The sequence below is a fragment of the Piscinibacter sp. PDB5-1 genome, from assembly GCF_056676035.1.
This window is the reverse complement of sequence record NZ_JBWVZL010000005.1, coordinates 219,877-239,015: the sequence shown is the minus strand read 5'-3', so window position 1 is coordinate 239,015 and position 19,139 is coordinate 219,877. Positions and strand designations below refer to the sequence as shown.

At 66.7% G+C, this 19,139-nt stretch carries 15 protein-coding genes; 7 read left to right on the top strand and 8 right to left on the bottom strand.

What is annotated here, in order from left to right:
- Positions 1-72 precede the first annotated feature (72 nt).
- The 3 genes from AC1KAT_RS19960 to speD all read right to left on the bottom strand — a co-directional run bounded on the left by AC1KAT_RS19960 (position 73) and on the right by speD (position 2,205).
- The gene (locus tag AC1KAT_RS19960; RefSeq protein ID WP_480328743.1) at positions 73-915 is read right to left on the bottom strand and encodes a hypothetical protein; all 843 of its coding nucleotides are present in this window, start codon (positions 913-915) and stop codon (positions 73-75) included.
- A 163-nt stretch (positions 916-1,078) separates the two neighbouring features.
- Complete coding sequence (gene murU, locus AC1KAT_RS19955) at positions 1,079-1,831, bottom strand: N-acetylmuramate alpha-1-phosphate uridylyltransferase MurU (protein ID WP_480328742.1); 753 nt, start codon at positions 1,829-1,831, stop codon at positions 1,079-1,081.
- Positions 1,828-2,205 (bottom strand): adenosylmethionine decarboxylase, encoded by a 378-nt coding sequence (gene speD, locus AC1KAT_RS19950; protein WP_480328741.1) that lies wholly within the window; start codon positions 2,203-2,205, stop codon positions 1,828-1,830. The genes murU and speD overlap by 4 nt, the downstream gene beginning before the upstream one ends.
- Positions 2,206-2,284: 79 nt before the next feature.
- Between speD and tkt the strand changes: the two genes are divergently transcribed.
- From tkt to AC1KAT_RS19935, 3 genes are all read left to right on the top strand, one after another.
- Positions 2,285-4,315 (top strand): transketolase, encoded by a 2,031-nt coding sequence (gene tkt, locus AC1KAT_RS19945; protein ID WP_480328740.1) that lies wholly within the window; start codon positions 2,285-2,287, stop codon positions 4,313-4,315.
- Between the two features lie 75 nt (positions 4,316-4,390).
- The gene (gene gap, locus AC1KAT_RS19940) at positions 4,391-5,389 is read left to right on the top strand and encodes a type I glyceraldehyde-3-phosphate dehydrogenase (RefSeq protein ID WP_480328739.1); all 999 of its coding nucleotides are present in this window, start codon (positions 4,391-4,393) and stop codon (positions 5,387-5,389) included.
- A 222-nt stretch (positions 5,390-5,611) separates the two neighbouring features.
- Entirely contained in the window at positions 5,612-7,435 is a 1,824-nt protein-coding gene (locus AC1KAT_RS19935) for a S8 family peptidase (RefSeq protein ID WP_480328738.1), read from the top strand.
- 37 nt (positions 7,436-7,472) lie between these two features.
- On the opposite strand, the gene AC1KAT_RS19930 is transcribed toward AC1KAT_RS19935, so the two are convergent.
- From AC1KAT_RS19930 to AC1KAT_RS19920, 3 genes are read right to left on the bottom strand one after another with little or no spacing between them, the layout of a single operon-like run.
- On the bottom strand, positions 7,473-8,138 hold the full coding sequence (locus AC1KAT_RS19930) for a hypothetical protein (protein ID WP_480328737.1): 666 nt from the start codon (positions 8,136-8,138) through the stop codon (positions 7,473-7,475).
- A 57-nt stretch (positions 8,139-8,195) separates the two neighbouring features.
- A complete protein-coding gene (locus AC1KAT_RS19925) occupies positions 8,196-9,125 on the bottom strand; it encodes a biotin--[acetyl-CoA-carboxylase] ligase (RefSeq protein ID WP_480328736.1) in 930 nt (309 codons plus the stop codon).
- Between the two features lie 42 nt (positions 9,126-9,167).
- Entirely contained in the window at positions 9,168-9,695 is a 528-nt protein-coding gene (locus AC1KAT_RS19920) for an SET domain-containing protein (protein ID WP_480328735.1), read from the bottom strand.
- 128 nt (positions 9,696-9,823) lie between these two features.
- Between AC1KAT_RS19920 and AC1KAT_RS19915 the strand changes: the two genes are divergently transcribed.
- Genes AC1KAT_RS19915 through AC1KAT_RS19905 form a run of 3 tightly spaced genes read left to right on the top strand, consistent with a single transcriptional unit; the run spans position 9,824 to position 16,123 of the window.
- Positions 9,824-12,412, top strand: a complete 2,589-nt coding sequence (locus AC1KAT_RS19915) for a DNA topoisomerase III (RefSeq protein ID WP_480328734.1) — start codon at positions 9,824-9,826, stop codon at positions 12,410-12,412.
- Between the two features lie 58 nt (positions 12,413-12,470).
- Positions 12,471-13,271, top strand: a complete 801-nt coding sequence (locus AC1KAT_RS19910; protein ID WP_480328733.1) for a DUF2345 domain-containing protein — start codon at positions 12,471-12,473, stop codon at positions 13,269-13,271.
- A 23-nt stretch (positions 13,272-13,294) separates the two neighbouring features.
- A complete protein-coding gene (locus AC1KAT_RS19905) occupies positions 13,295-16,123 on the top strand; it encodes a hypothetical protein (RefSeq protein WP_480328732.1) in 2,829 nt (942 codons plus the stop codon).
- Positions 16,124-16,133: 10 nt separating this feature from the next.
- Here AC1KAT_RS19905 and AC1KAT_RS19900 read toward each other — a convergent pair whose 3' ends face one another.
- Both AC1KAT_RS19900 and AC1KAT_RS19895 read right to left on the bottom strand, forming a co-directional pair.
- Positions 16,134-17,123, bottom strand: coding sequence for a formylglycine-generating enzyme family protein (locus tag AC1KAT_RS19900; RefSeq protein ID WP_480328731.1), 990 nt, complete (start codon positions 17,121-17,123; stop codon positions 16,134-16,136).
- An 88-nt stretch (positions 17,124-17,211) separates the two neighbouring features.
- Positions 17,212-18,039 carry a formylglycine-generating enzyme family protein gene (locus tag AC1KAT_RS19895; protein WP_480328730.1) on the bottom strand — a complete coding sequence of 276 codons (828 nt, stop codon included), beginning with the start codon at positions 18,037-18,039 and terminating at the stop codon, positions 17,212-17,214.
- A gap of 439 nt (positions 18,040-18,478) precedes the next feature.
- Here AC1KAT_RS19895 and AC1KAT_RS19890 point away from each other — a divergent pair, with 439 nt between their 5' ends.
- A complete protein-coding gene (locus AC1KAT_RS19890) occupies positions 18,479-19,057 on the top strand; it encodes a hypothetical protein (RefSeq protein ID WP_480328729.1) in 579 nt (192 codons plus the stop codon).
- Positions 19,058-19,139 lie beyond the last annotated feature (82 nt).

The following is a 19,139-nucleotide window of genomic DNA, read 5'->3' as shown; positions in this document are numbered from 1 at the left end:
TCGGTCACGCGCGTGGGTCGTTCGCGCGTCGGCCATCAACCCTTCGCCACTGCAGGCCCTCGCGTCGGCGCATCACACCTTCGACGGCTTGGCGCTGGGCTTCACGGCCGGCGGCGCGTCGGGTGACAGCGCCTTCTGGCGCAGGCGTTTCAGCTCGCGCAGCATGTCCTTGTCGCCGCTGCCGGGCTTGCGGCGCGCTTCTTCGGCGGCCCGGCCGGCCTCCGCCTCCGACCGCGCGAGCGTCTGGCGCCCTTCCAGCAGGCTTTGCCGGGTGCGGATGAGGTTGGCGACTTCCTCGACCGCATCGAGGCTGGTGTCGGCGTCGGTCTTGGGCAGCGCCACCACGCGCTTGTCCTTCATGCGCATGTTGATGCGGCAGACGCGGTTGTTCTTGAAGTGGCGCAGCGTGATGAAGCCGGGCGCGTCGGCCTCGGTCACCGCCACATCGCGGATGTTCTCGATGGCGACCTGGTGCACCGTCTGCCCCAGCCCGCGCTGGAACCACACGAAGCCTGCGCTGACGGTCACGCGCTCCCAGCGGGCGAGATCGAGCCCCAGCGCGCCCAACAGCATCAGCGCAAAAAGCCCCAGCGCCCAGCCCGCCGACCACGCGAGGCCGACCCACAGCAGCAGGCCGGACGCGAGCACCAGGCCCACCACCTCGAGCATCTGCCGCTGCGCGGTGCCGTAGACCTGGCGCTGGTACCCACCGGCTTCGGGCTCACCGCTCGCCAGCGGCGACACGCTGGCAGCGATTGCCTTGGCCCCGCGGCCCAGGCCCACGTGCAGCGCGACGGCGATCGCCAGCGCGAAAGGCAGCATCAGCACCGCCGAAACCACCGAAAAGCCATCGCCGGGGGCGGCCTGGGCCACGGCCGGGCAGGCCATCGCAGCCAGCGCTGCGGTCTGAAGCAAGGGATTGGGGCGACGTGACATCACGGCGCGACAGTAACGCGAGGGCCCAGCGGCGAAAAGAGGGACCACCCACGGCCGTGTAAGGAATCGAACGAGCGGCGGCTCCACCGCGCCGAACGGTCGCCGCACGCGGGCCTACGCGTCGCGCGCTGGCGTCGAATCTTTACGAGTTGTTGCCGGCGGGGCCGGGGGACGCGTTCAAAGCGTCGAGCTGGGCCGGCGTGCCGACGTTTTCCCAGGCGCCGGGGTAGACCTCGGCGCTGATGCGCCGATGCCGCATGCCCTCGAAGAGCAGCGGGCCGAGTGCGGCCTTGGTGCCGGGCGCGACGCCCTGGCACAAGGACGCGCGGCACAGCGCGAGGTTGGCGTAGGTCCAGGTGCGGCCATCGGGGCCGGCGGCAGGCAGGCCGAAGCCTTGTGCGTCAAGGCCGAAATCGCCCTTCGGGTGAAACGGCGGGTTCGGCACCAGCCACAGGTGCGCGTCGAGCGCGCGTTGGTCCGCGAAACGCTGCGCCTGGGTGGCGTCGAAGCGAAAGCCGGGCGCGAAGATGTCGCCCGAGACGACCCAGAACGCGTCGCGCTCGTCGTCCACCAGCAGCGGCAGCGCGGTGGCGATGCCACCAGCGGTTTCGAGCGCGCCGCCGTGGTCGCGACCTTCCATCGAGTAGCGGATCGACAGGCCGAAGCGCGAACCATCGCCCAGCGCGGCCGGGTACTGGTCTTCGAGCCAGGCGGTGTTGACGACGACCTCGCGCACGCCGTCGCGCGCGAGCGCTTCGAGGTGCCATTCGATCAGCGCCTTGCCACGCACCTTCAGCAGCGGCTTGGGCGTGTGGTCGGTCAAGGGCCGCATGCGTTCGCCGCGGCCGGCGGCCAGCACGATGGCTTTCAGGGGTCTGGGTGTGGGCGTGGTCATTCGGGCAGGCCCCGGTTCAAGGCGTGGCGTTGGACGCGGCCGGGCGCGAAGGCCGCGAGCAGCGTGTCGAGCAGGTGGTGGGCCCGCGCGGAGTTGTCGTCGCCGAAATTGCAGACGTAGACGTCGAGCGTCACGCCCGCCAGCTCGGGCCAGGTGTGCACGGCGAGGTGCGATTCGGCCAGCAGCACCACGCCGGTCACGCCGCCCGCGGCCTCGTTCGCCGACGGGAAGCGGTGGAACAGCTCGCCCACCGGGTGCAGGCCGGCCGAGGCCACGGCGGCCAGGCACAGCTGGCGCAGCGCCGCCGGGTCGGTCATTGCGACGCATTCCACGGCGCAGGCACTCAAGTCGGCGGTGAGGTGCAGGCCCTTCATGGCGGCGATTATCCGGGCCGTAAAATCGCGGGTTCCGCCTGATCCCACCCCTGCCTTCCGACCCCCAGGAGCCCCCCGGATGACCGCCCTCGCCCAAGACACTTCCCTGATGGCGAACGCCATTCGAGCCCTGGCGATGGACGCCGTGCAACAGGCCAACAGCGGCCACCCCGGCGCACCGATGGGCATGGCCGAGATGGCCGCCGCGCTGTGGGGCCGCCACCTGCGCCACAACCCCGGCAACCCGCAGTGGGTCAACCGCGACCGCTTCGTGCTGTCGAATGGCCACGGCTCGATGCTGATCTACGCATTGCTGCACCTGAGCGGCTACGACCTGCCGATGAGCGAGCTGCGCAACTTCCGCCAGCTGCACAGCAAGACGCCGGGCCACCCCGAGGTCGGCATCACCCCGGGCGTCGAGACCACCACCGGCCCGCTCGGCCAGGGCGTCACCAACGCGGTCGGCTTCGCGCTGGCCGAGAAGCTGCTGGCCAAGGAGTTCAACCGCGACGGCCATGCGATCGTTGACCACTTCACCTATGTCTTCCTGGGCGACGGCTGCCTGATGGAAGGCATCAGCCACGAGGCCGTGGCCCTGGCCGGCGCCTGGCGCTTGAACAAGCTCATCGCGCTGTACGACGACAACGGCATCTCGATCGACGGCCAGGTCGCGCCCTGGTTCATCGACGACACGCCCAAGCGCTTCGAGGCCTGCGGCTGGAACGTCATCCGCAACGTGGACGGCCACGACGCCGAGGCCGTGGACCGCGCGCTCATCGAAGCCAAGAAGAGCGCCACCAAGCCCACGCTGATCTGCTGCAAGACCGCCATCGGCAAGGGCTCGCCCAACCGCGCCGGCACCGCCAAGGCGCACGGCGAGGCGCTGGGCGCCGAAGAGATCAAGCTCACGCGCGACGCGCTGGGCTGGGCGCACGAACCCTTCGTCATTCCCGAAGCGGCCTACGAGCAGTGGGACGCGCGCGTCGATGGCCTGAAGGCCGAGACCGAGTGGGTCAACGCCTTCGAGGCCTACGGCAAGGCGCACCCCGAACTCGCGCTCGAACTGATCCGCCGCATGAACGGCGAGCTGCCGAAGGGCTTCGCGCAGACCGTGGTCGATGCCGCCGTGGCCGCCCACGCCAAGGCCGAAACGGTGGCCAGCCGCAAGGCCAGCCAGATCGCGCTCGAAGCCTTCACCAAGGCCCTGCCCGAACTGCTGGGCGGCAGCGCCGACCTGACCGGCTCGAACCTCACCAACACCAGCAGCACGCCCGCGCTGCGCTTCGACGCCAGCGGCGCCTCGAATGGCGGCCGCCACATCAACTACGGTGTGCGCGAGTTCGGCATGGCCGCCATCATGAACGGCGTGGCACTGCACGGCGGCTTCATCCCCTACGGCGGCACCTTCCTGACCTTCAGCGACTACAGCCGCAACGCAATCCGCATGGCCGCGCTGATGAAGCAGCGCGTGATCCACGTGTTCACGCACGACAGCATCGGCCTGGGCGAAGACGGCCCGACGCACCAGTCGATCGAGCACGCGGCCTCGCTGCGGCTGATCCCGGGCCTCGACGTCTGGCGTCCGGGCGACACCGCCGAAACCGTGATCGCCTGGGCCGCCGCGCTGCAGAACAAGGACCGCCCGACCGCACTGCTGCTGTCGCGCCAGAACCTGGCCTACGCGCCCAAGAGCGGGCTCGACGACATCGCCAAGGGCGCCTACGTGCTGGCCGAGCCGAGCGAAGTGGGCCTCAAGAAGAAGGCGCAGGCGGTGATCATCGCCACCGGCTCTGAAGTGCAACTGGCGCTGCACGCGCAGGCACAGCTGGCCGCCGCCGGCATCGCGGTGCGCGTGGTCAGCATGCCCAGCACCACGACCTTCGACCGACAGAGCGTCGCCTACAAGAGCACCGTGCTGCCCGAGAAGCTGCCGCGCATCGCCGTCGAGATGGGCTCGACCGACGGCTGGTGGAAGTACGGCGTGTCGGCCGTCGTCGGCATCGACACCTACGGCGAATCGGCCCCGGCCGGCGTGCTGTTCAAGCACTTCGGCTTCACCGCCGAGAACGTGGCAGACACGGTCAAGGTGGTGCTGGGCAAGACGCGGTAACCAGGTTCACGAAGGGTGCCCATCGGCACCCTTCTTCGTTTTCGACTTTCCTCAAACTTCTCCAGGAGAAATCACATGGCGATCAAGATCGGTATCAATGGCTTCGGCCGCATCGGCCGCATGGTGTTCCGTGCCGCGATCCAGAACTTCAACGACGTCGAGATCGTCGGCATCAACGACCTGCTCGAACCCGACTATCTCGCGTACATGCTGCAGTACGACTCGGTGCACGGCCGCTTCAAGGGCGAGGTTTCGGTGGACGGCAACACGCTGGTCGTCAACGGCAAGAAGATCCGCCTGACCGCCGAGCGCGACCCGGCGAACCTGAAGTGGAACGAAGTCGGCGCCGACATCGTGGTTGAATCGACCGGCCTCTTCCTCGACAAGGCCGGTGCCGAGAAGCACCTCGCCGCCGGCGCCAAGAAGGTCATCATGTCGGCCCCGTCGAAGGACGACACGCCGATGTTCGTGTACGGCGTGAACCACGCTTCGTACAAGGGCGAGGCCATCATCTCGAACGCCTCGTGCACCACCAACTGCCTGGCCCCGCTGGCCAAGGTGCTGAACGACAAGTGGGGCATCAAGCGCGGCCTGATGACCACCGTGCACGCCGCCACCGCGACGCAAAAGACCGTGGACGGCCCGTCGAACAAGGACTGGCGCGGCGGCCGCGGCATCCTCGAGAACATCATCCCGTCGAGCACCGGTGCCGCCAAGGCCGTGGGCGTGGTGATCCCCGAGCTGAACAAGAAGCTCACGGGCATGTCGTTCCGCGTGCCGACCTCGGACGTGTCGGTCGTGGACCTGACCGTCGAGCTGAACAAGGAAGCCTCGTACAAGGACATCTGCGCCGAGTTCAAGGCGCAAAGCGAAGGCGCGCTGAAGGGCGTGCTGGGCTACACCGAAGACAAGGTCGTCGCGACCGACTTCCGTGGCGACCCGCGCACCTCGATCTTCGACGCCGAAGCCGGCATCGCGCTGGACAGCACCTTCGTCAAGCTCGTGTCCTGGTACGACAACGAGTGGGGCTACTCGAACAAGGTGCTCGAGATGGTTCGCGTCATCGCCAAGTGAGCCTGAGGCGTTGACCCCTTCGGGTCACGCCGCCCGATTGCGACAGAGCCCCCGCGTGGGGCTCTTCGCTTTCGATGCCCCTGCGACCTTCCCCCTGCCGACCGTGCTGATTTGGTCAGACGGCGTGCCTGCCCCGCCTGCCTACACTGCGTCGTTGATGTGTTGCCACCCTGTGTTCTTGCCCCTTTCGCCGCTTGGCGCGCCGCTGCCGAGGGCTCGCAGATGCTGAAGCTGCGCCTGCGTGTGGCGGCCTGGGGCATGGCAGCGCTGGCGGGCCTGGCGCTGGCAGGGCCGGGACCGGCTTCGGCGGTTTCACCGGCAGACACCGGCGGGCCCGCGGCGCTCGGCCTGATCGTCAAACTGAAAGACAGCGCCGCCGGTCCCCTGGCGCTGGGCTCGGGCCCGACACCAGGCTCACAGAAAACCATGGACGGCGACCCGGCCCAGCGCCTGGGCCGCGTGCTCTCCGACCTGCGCATCACGCCGCGCGCCGTGCGGGCCAACGGGCGTGCGGCCCAGCACCTCGATTTCGGGCGCGTGCTGCCGGGCGACGAAGCCGAGCGCCTGGCGCAGCAGCTGCGCGCGCGGCCTGAGGTCGAGTGGGTGGTGCCGAATGTGCGAGAGCAACGGCTCCAGCTCATCGCCCCCAACGACCCGAAGTTCCTGCCGGACGGCCAGACCCAGGGCCAGTGGTGGCTGTACCCGGTCGGCGGGGCCAGCAGCATCGGCGGCCCCAGTAACGACGTGCGCGACCGCCGCCGCGGGGTGCCCGGCCTGCAAACGGCCTGGGTGCTGAACCGCGGCCTTGCGAACGCGCCGGTGATCGCGGTGCTCGATACCGGCATCACCGACCACCCCGAGCTGAACAGCCGCGTGCTGCCCGGCCACGACTTCGTCACCGAAGCCGAACACGCGGCCGATGGCGACGGGCGCGACAGCGACCCGTCCGACCCGGGCGACTCGCTCAGCACCACCGAGGTCAACACCCCGCGTTTTCGCAGCTGCAGTGCGAGCAACAGCTCCTGGCACGGCACCGTGATCGCCGGCATGTTGGCCGCGCAGACCGACAACCTGATCGGCGTGGCCGGCGTGCAATGGGAGGGCCGCGTGCTGCCGGTGCGCGTGGCGGGCAAGTGCGGTGCGGCGGTGGGCGACATCGTCGATGGCATGCGCTGGGCCGCGGGGCTGCCGGTCGTCGGCGCGCCGGTGAACCCGAACCCGGCACGCATCCTCAACATCAGCTTCGGCGGCAGCGCCCCCTGCAACGCCGCCTACCAGGACACCATCAACGAACTCACCGCGCTGGGTGTGGTGGTCGTCGCTGCCGCCGGCAACGAACACGGCGGTGTGTCGCGCCCGGCCAGTTGCACCGGCGTGGTCGGCGTGGCCGCGCTCAACCGAGACGGCTTCAAGTCCACGTACTCGAACTTCGGGCCGCAGCTGGTCATTGCCACCGTGGGCGGCGACCCGGTGAACGGCGGTGCATGGGGCGCCTTCGGCCCGATGGACAGCCTGTCGCTGGCCGACGAAGGCCTGCTGACGCTGTCAAACACCGGCACACAGGGCCCGGACCAACCCAGCTATGCGCACGTCTCGGGCACCAGCTTCAGCGTGCCGCTCGTGGCCGGCGTGATGGGGCTGATGCTGAGCGTGGACCCGCAGCTCAGCGCCGAGCAATTGCAAGCGGGCCTGCGCGCCAGCGCCCGGCCGCATGTCACCTCGACCCTGATGGCCGCGTGTTCGAACGACAACCCTGGCCGCTGCCTGTGTACCACCACGACCTGCGGGGTGGGCATCCTCGACGCCTCTGAAGCGCTGCGCTACGCGGCCGGTCCCAGCAGCTACCAGGCGCCGAACTGGCCGGTGGTGTCGATCGACAGCGACGAGCTCGCCGCCGCCGTGGCCGCCGGCCCCGACCTGCCGGCCAACGTGCCGGCGGCAGCGCCGGTGCCGACTGGCGGTGGTGGCGGGGCGATGGGAGTGGTGTGGCTGCTCTTGCTGGCGCTGGCGATCTTGCTGATCAAGCGCAACGGCCAGCGTCGCTGACCCGCCGGCGACGCGGCAAATGCCGCGGCTGGCGATGTCAGCGCGGGCCAGCCAGCGGCCCGCAGGCCACGAAGGTCTTGCCGAGCAAGGCGTCGTCGCGCAGGCCGGCCAGCACGCCCTGGGTGGGCGGGTCGGCGCGCTCGACGCGCAAAAGCAGCTCGGTGCGTGCCGGCGCCAGCTCGGTCACGCGGGCGGTGCGCACCCCACGCTGGGTGAATTCGGCGAGGGCTTTCTCGGCAGCGGCCGCGTCGGCAAAACGCCCCAGCGACACCCCCGGCGCCAAGTCGGCCGGGGTCGTGACCTCTTCGTGCGGCACCTTCAGGCGGTTCAACTCGTCGAGCTTGCGCAGCAGCGCCTCGCGGTTGGCAAAGCGGCCCATGTAGACCGTCCACACCGGCGGCACGTCGCGGTTGGCGACCTCCCAGCCGCCGGCCGGCAAGGCGGCCTGCACCACCGCCTGGGCGGCGGGGATTTGCGCGGCCGTGTAGGGACCGATTTCGAGGCACAGCGCCGGGTCGGCCAGCGGGGCGGCGGCCTGCGGCGGCAGGATGCGCACGGCCTCGGGGCTGACCTGCCGCGCCAGGCGCTCGGGTTCGCGGTCACCCATCGACGACACGCCGATCACCGCGTCAAGCCAGCCCTGCGTCCAGGCATAGAAGCCCAGGTTGGCCAGCAGCAGCACCAGCACCAGCAAACGCATCATCGGGTCTTGGCTCCAGGGCGGTGCGTCATCGGGCAGGGGTCGTCACGCGCGCGCGCGTCAGAGCACGCCGGGGGCCGTGTCGGGCAGGCTGTTTTCGAGCCTCACGCTGACCTCGCCGCTGCTGACCTCACGCAAGCCCTCGCGCGTTTCGACGCGCAGGGCCCCGTTGCCCGACACGCCGCGCGCGATGCCTTCTTTCACATCGGCCTGCGTGGTGACGACCGCGTGGCCAGCCAGCAGGTCACGCCGGGCGAAGTCGTCCGCGAAGGGCGCGAAGCCCTCGCGGTTGAATCGCAGCAGGGCCTGCACCAAGGGCGCGGCCACAGCGCGCAGCACGGCCGGCGCGCTGGCCTGGGGGTCGATCTCTTGCAGGCACGCGTAGCCGCTGCGCAGGTCGTTGGCGGGCAAGGGCAAAGGCTGCACGTTCAGGCCGATGCCGATCACGGCCAGGCGCTGCGCACCGGCGCTCACGGTTTCGATCAGCACGCCGCCCAGCTTTCGGCCGCGGGCCGGGTTGGCCTCGTCCGCATCGACCAGCCACAGGTCGTTGGGCCACTTGAGGCCGATGTGCAAACCGCCCGGGCGCCCCGGCGGGTCGAGGGCCTCGGCCAGCGCGACGCCCACCGCGAGCGACAGGCCCGACCAGTCGGGCGGATCGAGCGGCAGCGACAGCGAGAACGTCAGCGAGGCCCCGGGCGCGGCCTTCCAGGCGCGACCCATGCGACCGCGACCGCCGGTCTGGTGTTCGGCCACCAGCAAACAGGGCATCACGTCGGCCGCGCGGCGGCCGAAGGCGGCACTCTCGACGCTGGGGCGCACCTGCACCAACTGGCCGTGCGAGCCGACGCTGACGCGCGCGCGTTCGAGCAGCGCGGTGTTGGTCGAGGGGCTGCGCGCGACGACCTCGACGCTGATGCCCGGCAGCAAAGGTTCGAGTTGTTCCCACAGGGACTCGGCCCCCCAGGGCATCGGCGTTGGCGTCGTCATGTGATGCGGTCGTTCAACGGCGGATTCGAAGGTGCAGAAATGTCAGCGGCGGCGCTTGGGCGCGAGCATCGTGCCGCGACAGGTCTTCGCGCCGCAATAGCAGGCGAACTCTTTTTTGAGTTGCGGGGTGTAACGTTCGTCGATCACGAGGCCGTAGTCGTAGAAGAGTTCTTCGCCCGGCTTGATGGGTCGCAGCGCCTTCACGAACACGCGTCCGCCGATCTCGTCGGCTTCGCAGTTGGGTGCGCACGAGTGGTTGATCCAGCGCGCCGCGTTGCCCTGGCGCGCACCGTCGATGACGTGGTCATCGTCGAGGTGGAAGTAGAACGTGTGGTTCGGCTGGCTCGGGTCGTGCGGGTGGCGGCGCAGCGCCTCTTTCCACGTGATGACCTCGCCGAGGTACTCGATGATGTGCTCGTCCTTGGCCAGGGGTTGCAGCGCGAACACCCCCTTGCCGTGGATGCCCGAACGCCGGACCTGGATGCGACGGCCTTTCGCGGCCTCGGCTGGAGGGGCGGCCGGCTTCTTGGCGGCGCGGGTCGGGGTCTTGGCCGCCTTGGCTTGCGTCATCGGTTTCTTTGGGTACATTGAATTCATGGGTGCGCGCGTGCGTACGTGCATGCACAGGCGTGCGCGCGAGAAGCCCGGATTGTAGAGAGGCACAGGCAACCGCCTGGGTCCAGCCAACCAAAAGAACCATGAGCAAGTCACTGATCATTGCCGAGAAGCCTTCCGTCGCACAGGACATCGTGCGCGCGCTGACGCCGGTGGCCGGCAAGTTCGACAAGCACGACGAGTACTTCGAGGGCGAGCACCACATCGTCACCTCGGCCGTCGGCCACCTGCTGGAAATCAAGGCGCCCGAGGAGTTCGACGTCAAACGCGGCAAGTGGAGCTTTGCGAACCTGCCCGTCATCCCGCCGCACTTCGACCTCAACCCGATCGACAAGAGCAAGTCGCGGCTCAATGCCATCGTCAAGCTCGTCAAGCGCAAGGACGTCACCGAACTCATCAACGCCTGTGACGCGGGCCGCGAGGGCGAGTTGATCTTTCGGCTGATCCAGCAGCACAGCAAGAGCAAGCACCCGGTCAAGCGGCTGTGGTTGCAGAGCATGACGCCGCAGGCCATCCGCGACGGCTTTGCCAACCTGCGCAGCGACGAAGAGCTGCAGGGCCTGGCCGAAGCGGCGCGCAGCCGCAGCGAGGCCGACTGGCTGGTGGGCATCAACGGCACGCGGGCGATGACCGCCTTCAACTCGCGCGACGGCGGCTTCTTTCTCACCACCGTGGGCCGCGTGCAGACGCCCACGCTGAGCATCGTCGTCGAGCGCGAAGAAAAGATCCGCAAGCACGTCGCACGCGAGTACTGGGAGGTCAAGGCGACCTTCGCCGCGCAGGCCGGCGAGTACGACGGCAAGTGGTTCGACCCCAAGTGGAAGAAGAACCCCGACGACGTCGAACTGCGCGCCGACCGACTGTGGACCGCCGCCGAGGCGCAGGCGATCGCCGACGCCGTGCGCGGCCAGCCGGCGCACGTGACCGAAGAGTCGAAGCCCAGCTCGCAGAGCAGCCCGCAGCTGTACGACCTGACCTCGTTGCAGCGCGAGGCCAACTCGCGCTTCGGCTTTTCGGCCAAGACCACGCTGTCGATCGCGCAGGCGCTGTATGAAAAGCACAAGGTGCTGACCTACCCGCGGACCGACAGCAAGGCGCTGCCCGAGGACTACATCCCCGTCGTGAAAAACACGATGGAGATGATCGCCGCCGAAGACCTGCCCGGCCCGCTGAAGCCGCTGGCGCAGCACGCCGCGAAGGCCATCAAAGAAGGCTACGTCAAGCCCAACAAGCGCATCTTCGACAACGCGAAGGTGTCGGACCACTTCGCCATCATCCCGACGCTGCAGCCGCCCAAGAGCCTGACCGAGGTCGAGGCCAAGCTGTACGACATGGTGGTCAAGCGCTTCCTCGCGGTCTTCTACCCGCCGGCCGAGTTCATGGTCACGACGCGCATCTCGACCGTCACCGTTGAAGGCAAGGGCCACAGCTTCCAGACCAATGGCAAGGTGATGGTCAAGCCGGGCTGGCTGGCCGTGTACGGCCGCGAGGCGCAGGAAGACGACGCCAACCTGGTGGCCGTCGCGAAAGACGAGGTCGTGCGCACCGAGAGCGTCGACGTGAACGCCAGCAAGACGCGCCCGCCGGCGCGCTTCACCGAAGCGACGCTGCTGAGCGCGATGGAGGGCGCCGGCAAGCTGATCGACGACGACGAGCTGCGCGAGGCCATGCAAGAGAAGGGTCTCGGCACGCCGGCCACGCGCGCGGCCATCATCGAAGGCCTGATCCTTGAGAAGTACCTCTTGCGCGAAGGCCGCGAGATGGTGCCCACCGCCAAAGCCTTCCAGCTCGCCACGCTGCTGCGCGGCCTGGGCGTCGAAGACCTCACCAAGCCCGAACTCACCGGCAACTGGGAATTCCAGCTCGCCGAGATGGAAAAGGGCCGCCTGAGCCGCGAGAAGTTCATGGCCGAGATCGCCGCGATGACGCAGCGCATCGTCGCCAAGGCCAAGGAATACGACCGCGACACCATCCCCGGTGACTACGCCACGCTCAAGACCCCGTGCCCCAACTGCGGCGGCGTGGTCAAAGAGAACTACCGCCGCTTCACCTGCGTCGGCAAGGACGCGAACGCCAGCGGCGAAGGCGCGGGCTGCGGCTTTTCGATGGCCAAGATCCCCGGCGGGCGCAGCTTCGAGTTGCACGAGGTCGAAGAGTTTTTGGCGAACAAGAAGATCGGACCGCTGGAGGGCTTCCGCTCCAAGGCGGGCTGGCCCTTCACCGCCGAGCTGAAGCTGAGCTTCGACGACGAGATCAAGAACTGGAAGCTCGAGTTCGACTTCGGCGAAGACGCCAAGAAAGAAGGCGAATCGGGCGAGCCGGTCGATTTCTCGGGGCAGGAAGCGCTCGGCAAGTGCCCCAAGTGCCAGGGCAACGTCTTCGAGCACGGCAGTTCGTACGTCTGCGAACACGCGGTGGGCGCGCCCATCACCTGCGACTTCAAGAGCGGCAAGATCATCCTGCAGCAACCCGTGGCCCGCGAAGAGATGACCAAGCTGCTGGCGACTGGCAAGACCTCGCTGCTCGAGGGCTTCGTGTCGAACAAGACGCGGCGCAAGTTCAAGGCCTTCCTCGCCTTCGACAAGAAGGAAGGCAAGGTGTCGTTCGAGTTCGAGCCCCGCGCGGCCAAGAAGGTGCCGGCGAAGAAAGCAGCCGCCAAGAAGACCGCCTGACTTCACGCGGCGCCTCACGGCGTCTATCTCACAATGCCAATGAAGAGGCCCCTCTGACATGGCCAAGACCGTACCCGCAACCCCGAGCATGATGCGCGTGCCCATTGCCGGCGGCACGGGCACCGTGCCCGCATGGGCCCGCCCCGACCTGTTGGTCAGCGCCCCAGGCGGCATCGCCGCGACGACGCCCGCTCACTGCGTCTGGACCGCCGGCAAGACCACCGCCCTCACGGCCGGGCAAGACATCGACTGCGCCAGCCAGCGCCATACCGCGGTGGCGGTTAAAGGCGGCCTGAGCTTCTTCAGCTACGGCAAGGCGTCGAACCCCCACAAGCCCAACGGCGAGACCGGCCTGCAAATGCACGCGGCCAGCGGCAACGTCAGCGTTCAGGCGCAAGCCAACACGCTCAACCTCACGGCCGACAAGTCAGTCGAAGTCAGCAGCGTGACCGGCGCGATCACGATGGGCGCGCCGAGCCACATCCTGCTGGCGGCTGGCGGCGGGGCGCTGCGAATCACCCGAGGCGCGATCACGCTCACGACCAGTGGGCCGGCGACTTTCAAGGCGGCGATGAAGGAGCTGGCAGCAGGGGAGAGTGCGCAGGTACCACCGCTCTCATTCACCACGCAGTCGTTTCCGCCGCACTTTCTTCGGTTCGTGGCTCGCGGCATCGACGGCCAGCCCTTGGTGAACAAGCCCTATGTGATGCTGATGCCGGATGGGACGATGAAGAGCGGCGTGACCGACTCGGAAGGGAAGACCGAGCGGGTAGAGACCGACGGCCCCATGAAGGTCGATGTCTTCATCGAGGATGCAGACCATGAAGGCTTCCATCTGACGCAAGAAGCCACAACCTAAGAAGATCGAAGAGAGCTTTCCGCATGGCGACTGGTCAGTTTGCACTTTACTACCTGGACGGCCAGGTCGAAGTTCCCTGCCGTGGGGTTCACTACCAAATCGAGGCACCAGGAAGCAGCATCGTGGCTTCTGGGACAACCGATGCGCGAGGGCTCACCAAGACATTCACCTCAGTCACCCAGGCGGGCACGTATCGGCTACAGGTGCGCGAATCGCTTCAAGGGGGGTGGAGTCGTCCCGACCTGCATGAAACGCAAGACAACGAGCCGCACATTGAACTGGCAGACGCCACGGACAAGACATCCAAGATCAAGCGACTTCGCGTCATGCCGTTCTTTCGCGTGAAGTTCTTTGCGCACACCAGCGGGCGGCCGGTCTCCGCCGCTCCGTTCAAGGCACTTGTGCTGGATGCCCATGGCCGCCAAGCCACAGCACGCGAACTGCTGAAAGCGACCCCGATCTCGGGGCGCACCTCATCAGGTGGCGACACCGGCATTCATTTCTGCGCGTCGAGCGTCTCATTTCAGTTCGAAGTGCCCGGCACGTCCGTGAAAGTCAATTCACCGCAGTGGGCACCCTTGGTGAAAGGGCAAGACCGCGACACGTACGAACTGCGGCTGAAGACCGTCGGGGCTGTGACCGCCCCATTCGAGTTGCATCAAGCCAAGCTGGCGGGCAAGACCAGCCTGCCCATCATCGTCTCGCCCGGAGACAACGAACTCCTCGTGGTACCCCAGAGCAGCTTCGATGAATTCGAGCAAATCAGCGGGCAACTCGAAAAGATCTTTGCGGCGGCACACCTGGCAAAGCTCGATTTGAGCCGCGCCCTGGAGTCTCAAGAAAAGGCCCAGATCGAACGCGCCGAAAAGGCGCTGGGTTTGGCGCAGGACAAGGTGAAGTCGGAACTGAACAACCGTTTCTCACAGGCGGCCGATCTCAAGGAGGTCGTCACCTATGAAACCTATGCGAAAGAAGGCGGTGGCAAGCCCTCGATGGGCCTGCGTCGGCGCTACATCAAGACCGACGACTACCTGAAGCAGAAGAGCCAACGGATCAACAAGACCGAATACAAGATCAATGTCAAAGCCGCCGGGCCCGCAGGCACCAAGGCCAACCTGTCGGCCAGCCCGGAGAAACTGGACGTCAACGCGCTGAAGGATTCGTTCAAGAAGATCGCCGAAGAACTCAAGAGTCCCAGCGTCAAAAGTGCCACCGAGTGGAAGACCGGCCCAGGCGTGTTGGACGTGATCGAGATCGCTGGCAACCAGTACGCGGACTGTCTGCTCAAGAGCGAGACCTACGAGGTCGATGCGCAGGCCCAGTGGCTGAGGCTGGTCGGTGGGGCGGGGGCCGGCGCCGAACTCGACTGGAAGAAAAAGAAGGCCCAGTTGCAAGGCAACCTGCAAGGCAAGTTCGTGTTGTGCGAAGGGCGTGTAGGCATCACATGGGCTGCCCCATCGCTCAAGGGCTGGGTGATGAGCCTGGGTGGCGAAGACCTCGGGTCCGTGCGGTTTGTGATCGAGGCCTCGCTGTACGGGTTTGCGGGCGTCAAGGCCATCGCCACGGGTGCTGTGGGCATCACGCTCGAAGACGGCAAGCAGATCGCGAAAGCGATCACGCCGAATCGGGCCGATACGCTGAGCAGTGCATTCGATGTCAAGCGCGGTCTGCCGAAATTCGAGCCAGCGGCGGAGTTCGAGGAAGCCCCGAAAGACATGACCGGGGTCGGGCTCAAGCTGGACGCGTTCGCCGGAGCCGAGGCCGGCATCACCTTCGGCGGCAAGGTGCAGTGGCTACCGCCCAAGGAGCCGGAGTTCGTGAGCTTCGCCGAACTCTCCACCGACGTGGCCGGCAGCATCGGCGCGGGCTTCAAGGGGCAGTTCGAGGTGTACCTGCGTGACGGCAAATTTCGGATCAAGGCGGCGGCGCGACTGTGCTGGGGCGTGGGCCTGAAGGGTGCGGTGGAGTTCACCGTGCAGCCCGACAAGATGGTTCACTTCCTGCAGTGGGTTTTCTATCAACTGCTGCATGCGGGGTTCAAGCAGTTGGTTTATTTCAATCAGGTGGCGTTTGAAGCCCTGTCGAAACTGGTGATGGTGTGCTTGGTCGATGGATCGCCGGCCGAGCAAATGTGGGTGGAGTGGGCAAAGGGGATTGATCGATTCTTTGATGGGGCGTTGTCTTCATTGAACGACGCTCAGGCGCGGAACACATTGGTCAACAACATCAACCGCAAACCCGACTGGCTGGTGTATGCCACGCCCGAGACCCGGGGCATGCTTCTCTACGAGATCACGCGGCATGGCAGGCCCAGCCACGCACGGGACACGCCCAGTCTGTCGCTCGGGAATGTTCTCGATCCGGATGCTCAGTTGCACTACCTGCCTTCGCACAAGGCGGCCATCTGCAACATCCTGGCGGGGGTAGAAACCTCCAGCGGATGGCACAACGTGATGCAGCACATGACACGGCAAGGCACCAAAAGCTCTCGCCCGGCGGGGAAGAACGAGGGCGACGTGCTCCGCTTCCTGAACAACGGCATCTCGCTGGCAGAGTTGCCATCGGTCTTCAGCAAGGTCAATGCCGACATCCAGGCCAGAGAACGATCGACACAAGACTTGCCGGGGGCGGCATTCGCGGCGACCGGCAACTCCTATCTGGACACGTTCCTGAAGATGCGGGGCCTGTTGCTCAAGAAATTTCCACCGGGGTACCGCGTGGCGGCGCTGGACTCTCTGGAATTTCGCAGCCTGGCCTTGTTCGATGGGAGAGCGCACCCCCTCTTCGCGCAGATCGAGACGGCGGGCCTGGGTCAGGCAATGGCCGGAGACCCGGGCGCGTCCGTCACCTGAACCAGGTGGGTTACTTGGCGGGCACGGGTCTGGGACTGTTGACCACGCAGCGAGCCGCCGTGTCATAAGTCCGGTTGGCCGATGCGTCAGGTTCTCTGGTGAACGGATTGATCTTTGGGGGGTCAGGTTGCCGCTTGTGCCGAGTGATGGAAAGTCCGTCCCCTGCTGAAAGGCCCCGACCGTCTCTATTCCGAAAGCTGCGAAGAACCTTCTCGGTTCCCGTTTCCGGGCCCTTGGGGTCCATCTCAGGAGATACGGCGTAGTAGTTCTCGGCATACCAGTCGAGGGTCCACTCGAAGCCGTCGGTCATCATGTCGTAGAGGCCCAGCGGCGTGGGCGGGAATTGCCCGAGCGGCATGGATGGCGCGCCGTGAAGGCCGTGCTTCTCGGCAAACGCGTCGCGCTGGTCAAACTCCCACACGTTGCGAGGCTCTTCCATCTTGCCGTTGTCGGTGGCGAAGAGGAAAAACTGTCCGCGAGCCCGCGCGGCGTATTCCCACTGGGCTTCGGTGGGCAGATCCATCGGGAGGTTCAATTGCTGGCCCAGCCATTGGCAGTACTCGCGGGCCTGGTGCCAGTTCAGGCCCGCAGCGACGTCAGGCAGGCGGTACCGGCGCGTGAGGTCGTCTTGCCCTGCTTTCTGCTTGCCCGTGGCCTGCGCATACACATCGTGGTCGGCATAGGTGGTCTTGTAGGCGCTCATCGAAAAACTGTCGAGCGTGACCTTGTGGAGCGGTTTGTTGTCTTTCGAGAAGCTGTAGTAGAGCTTCTCGGGTGAGTGCACCGGGCCGAAATCACCCATCTGGAAACTGCCCCCCTCGACGAAGCGCAGGTTGCGCAAGGTCTTGTCCAGCAGGGCTTGGACCTCGGGGCTGTGGGCTGGGTTCGCGCGCGACGGGGGGGCTGCTTGGGGCGCCTCGTCCCTGGCCTGAGATGTGCACGCGACGGTGAGCAGGGCAAGGAGCGACGCGCTCAGGGTCTGGCCGACAGCGTTTCGCATGGTCGAATTGCAGAGTCGTCTTCAAACAGCGGGCCGGGTCAGGCGATGGCCGGAGACCCGGGCGCGTCCGTCACCTGAACCGGGTGGGTCACTTGGCGGGCACGGGTCTGGGACTGTTGACCACGCAGCGAGCCGCCGTGTCGTAGGTCATGTTGGCAGTCGGGTCGGGCTGAAACCTCCAGTTGAGTTTGGGTGGATCGGGTTGTCGTTTGTGCCGGGTGATGGACTGCCCGTCGCCATGCCCCATGTGTGATCCACTGCTGCTGCGATAGCTGCGCAGCACCTTCTCGGTTCCCGTTTCAGGGCCCTTGGGGTTCATCTCAGGAGATACGGCGTAGTAGTTCTCGGCATACCAGTCGAGGGTCCACTCGAAGCCGTCGGTCATCATGTCGTAGAGGCCCAGCGGCGTGGGCGGGAATTGCCCGAGCGGCATGGATGGCGCGCCGTGAAGGCCGTGCTTCTCGGCAAACGCGTCGCGCTGGTCAAACTCCCACACGTTGCGAGGCTCTTCCATCTTGCCGTTGTCGGTGGCGAAGAGGAAAAACTGTCCGCGAGCCCGCGCGGCGTATTCCCACTGGGCTTCGGTGGGCAGATCCATCGGGAGGTTCAATTGCTGGCCCAGCCATTGGCAGTACTCGCGGGCCTGGTGCCAGTTCAGGCCCGCAGCGACGTCAGGCAGGCGGTACCGGCGCGTGAGGTCGTCTTGCCCTGCTTTCTGCTTGCCCGTGGCCTGCGCATACACATCGTGGTCGGCATAGGTGGTCTTGTAGGCGCTCATCGAAAAACTGTCGAGCGTGACCTTGTGGAGCGGTTTGTTGTCTTTCGAGAAGCTGTAGTAGAGCTTCTCGGGTGAGTGCACCGGGCCGAAATCACCCATCTGGAAACTGCCCCCCTCGACGAAGCGCAGGTTGCGCAAGGTCTTGTCCAGCAGGGCTTGGACCTCGGGGCTGTGGGCTGGGTTCGCGCGCGACGGGGGGGCTGCTTGGGGCGCCTCGTCCCTGGCCTGAGATGTGCACGCGACGGTGAGCAGGGCAAGGAGCGACGCGCTCAGGGTCTGGCCGACAGCGTTTCGCATGGTCGAATTGCAGAGTCGTTTTGAGGTGGCCTATGGTAGGTGCCGGAGCCCGCCACGTGACGGGCGTGGGGGCTGTTGTGGTCGGGTTCAAATTCCCAGGCCACGCGCGGCCGCCAAGAAGGCCGCCTCACCGCCCCCTCACCTGGGTGCGACATCGATGCAACGCCGGGGCGGGGGCCCCGGTGGGCCCACGGCAGAATCTCGCCGCTTCGCGCGAGGCGGCGCGCGGGGGCATCACAACGCAATCCCAATCTTCAGAAACAACGGGGAGGACCCTGACATGAAAAAACACCTGATGGCGGCCGTGGCGGCTGCCCTGTCTCTGGGCGCCGGCGCGGCCCAGGCCGTCGAAGTGCGGCCCTTGCTGACCTTCGGCCTGACCGGTGGCGGCGACACGCTGGGCGAGCTGATCTATGAAGACGGCTCCAGCGCCAAGGTGTCGAGCGGCGCGTTGTTCGCCTTCGGCGGCGGCCTCGAATTCGGCTTCGGCGGCCCGCTCAGCCTGCAACTGAACGCGACCTACCACTTCGACAAGGTCAACGCGTCGAACATGAGCGTGACCTTCGGCCGCATCCCGATCGAGTTGCTGGGCCACTACCGCGTCAGCGACGACGTGCGCATCGGCGGCGGCCTGCGTTACAGCACCGGCACGAAGCTGAGCGTGTCGGGCAACGGCGGTGGCACGGTGGACTTCAAGCCATCCACCGGTTTCGTGCTTGAAGGCGAGTACCTGCAGCCCAACAGCAACTGGGGCGCCAAGCTGCGCGTCGTGTCTGAAGAGTTCAAGCTCAAGAACTTCAACGGCCCGGCCATCGACGGCACGCACATCGGCGGCTACCTCACGTACTACTTCCGCTGAGCCCCGCGCACGCTGCTGACCCGCAGCGTCGCCGAACCGCTGGCCCGCACCGCGCGCCAGCGGTTTTTCTTTGTGCGCCCCT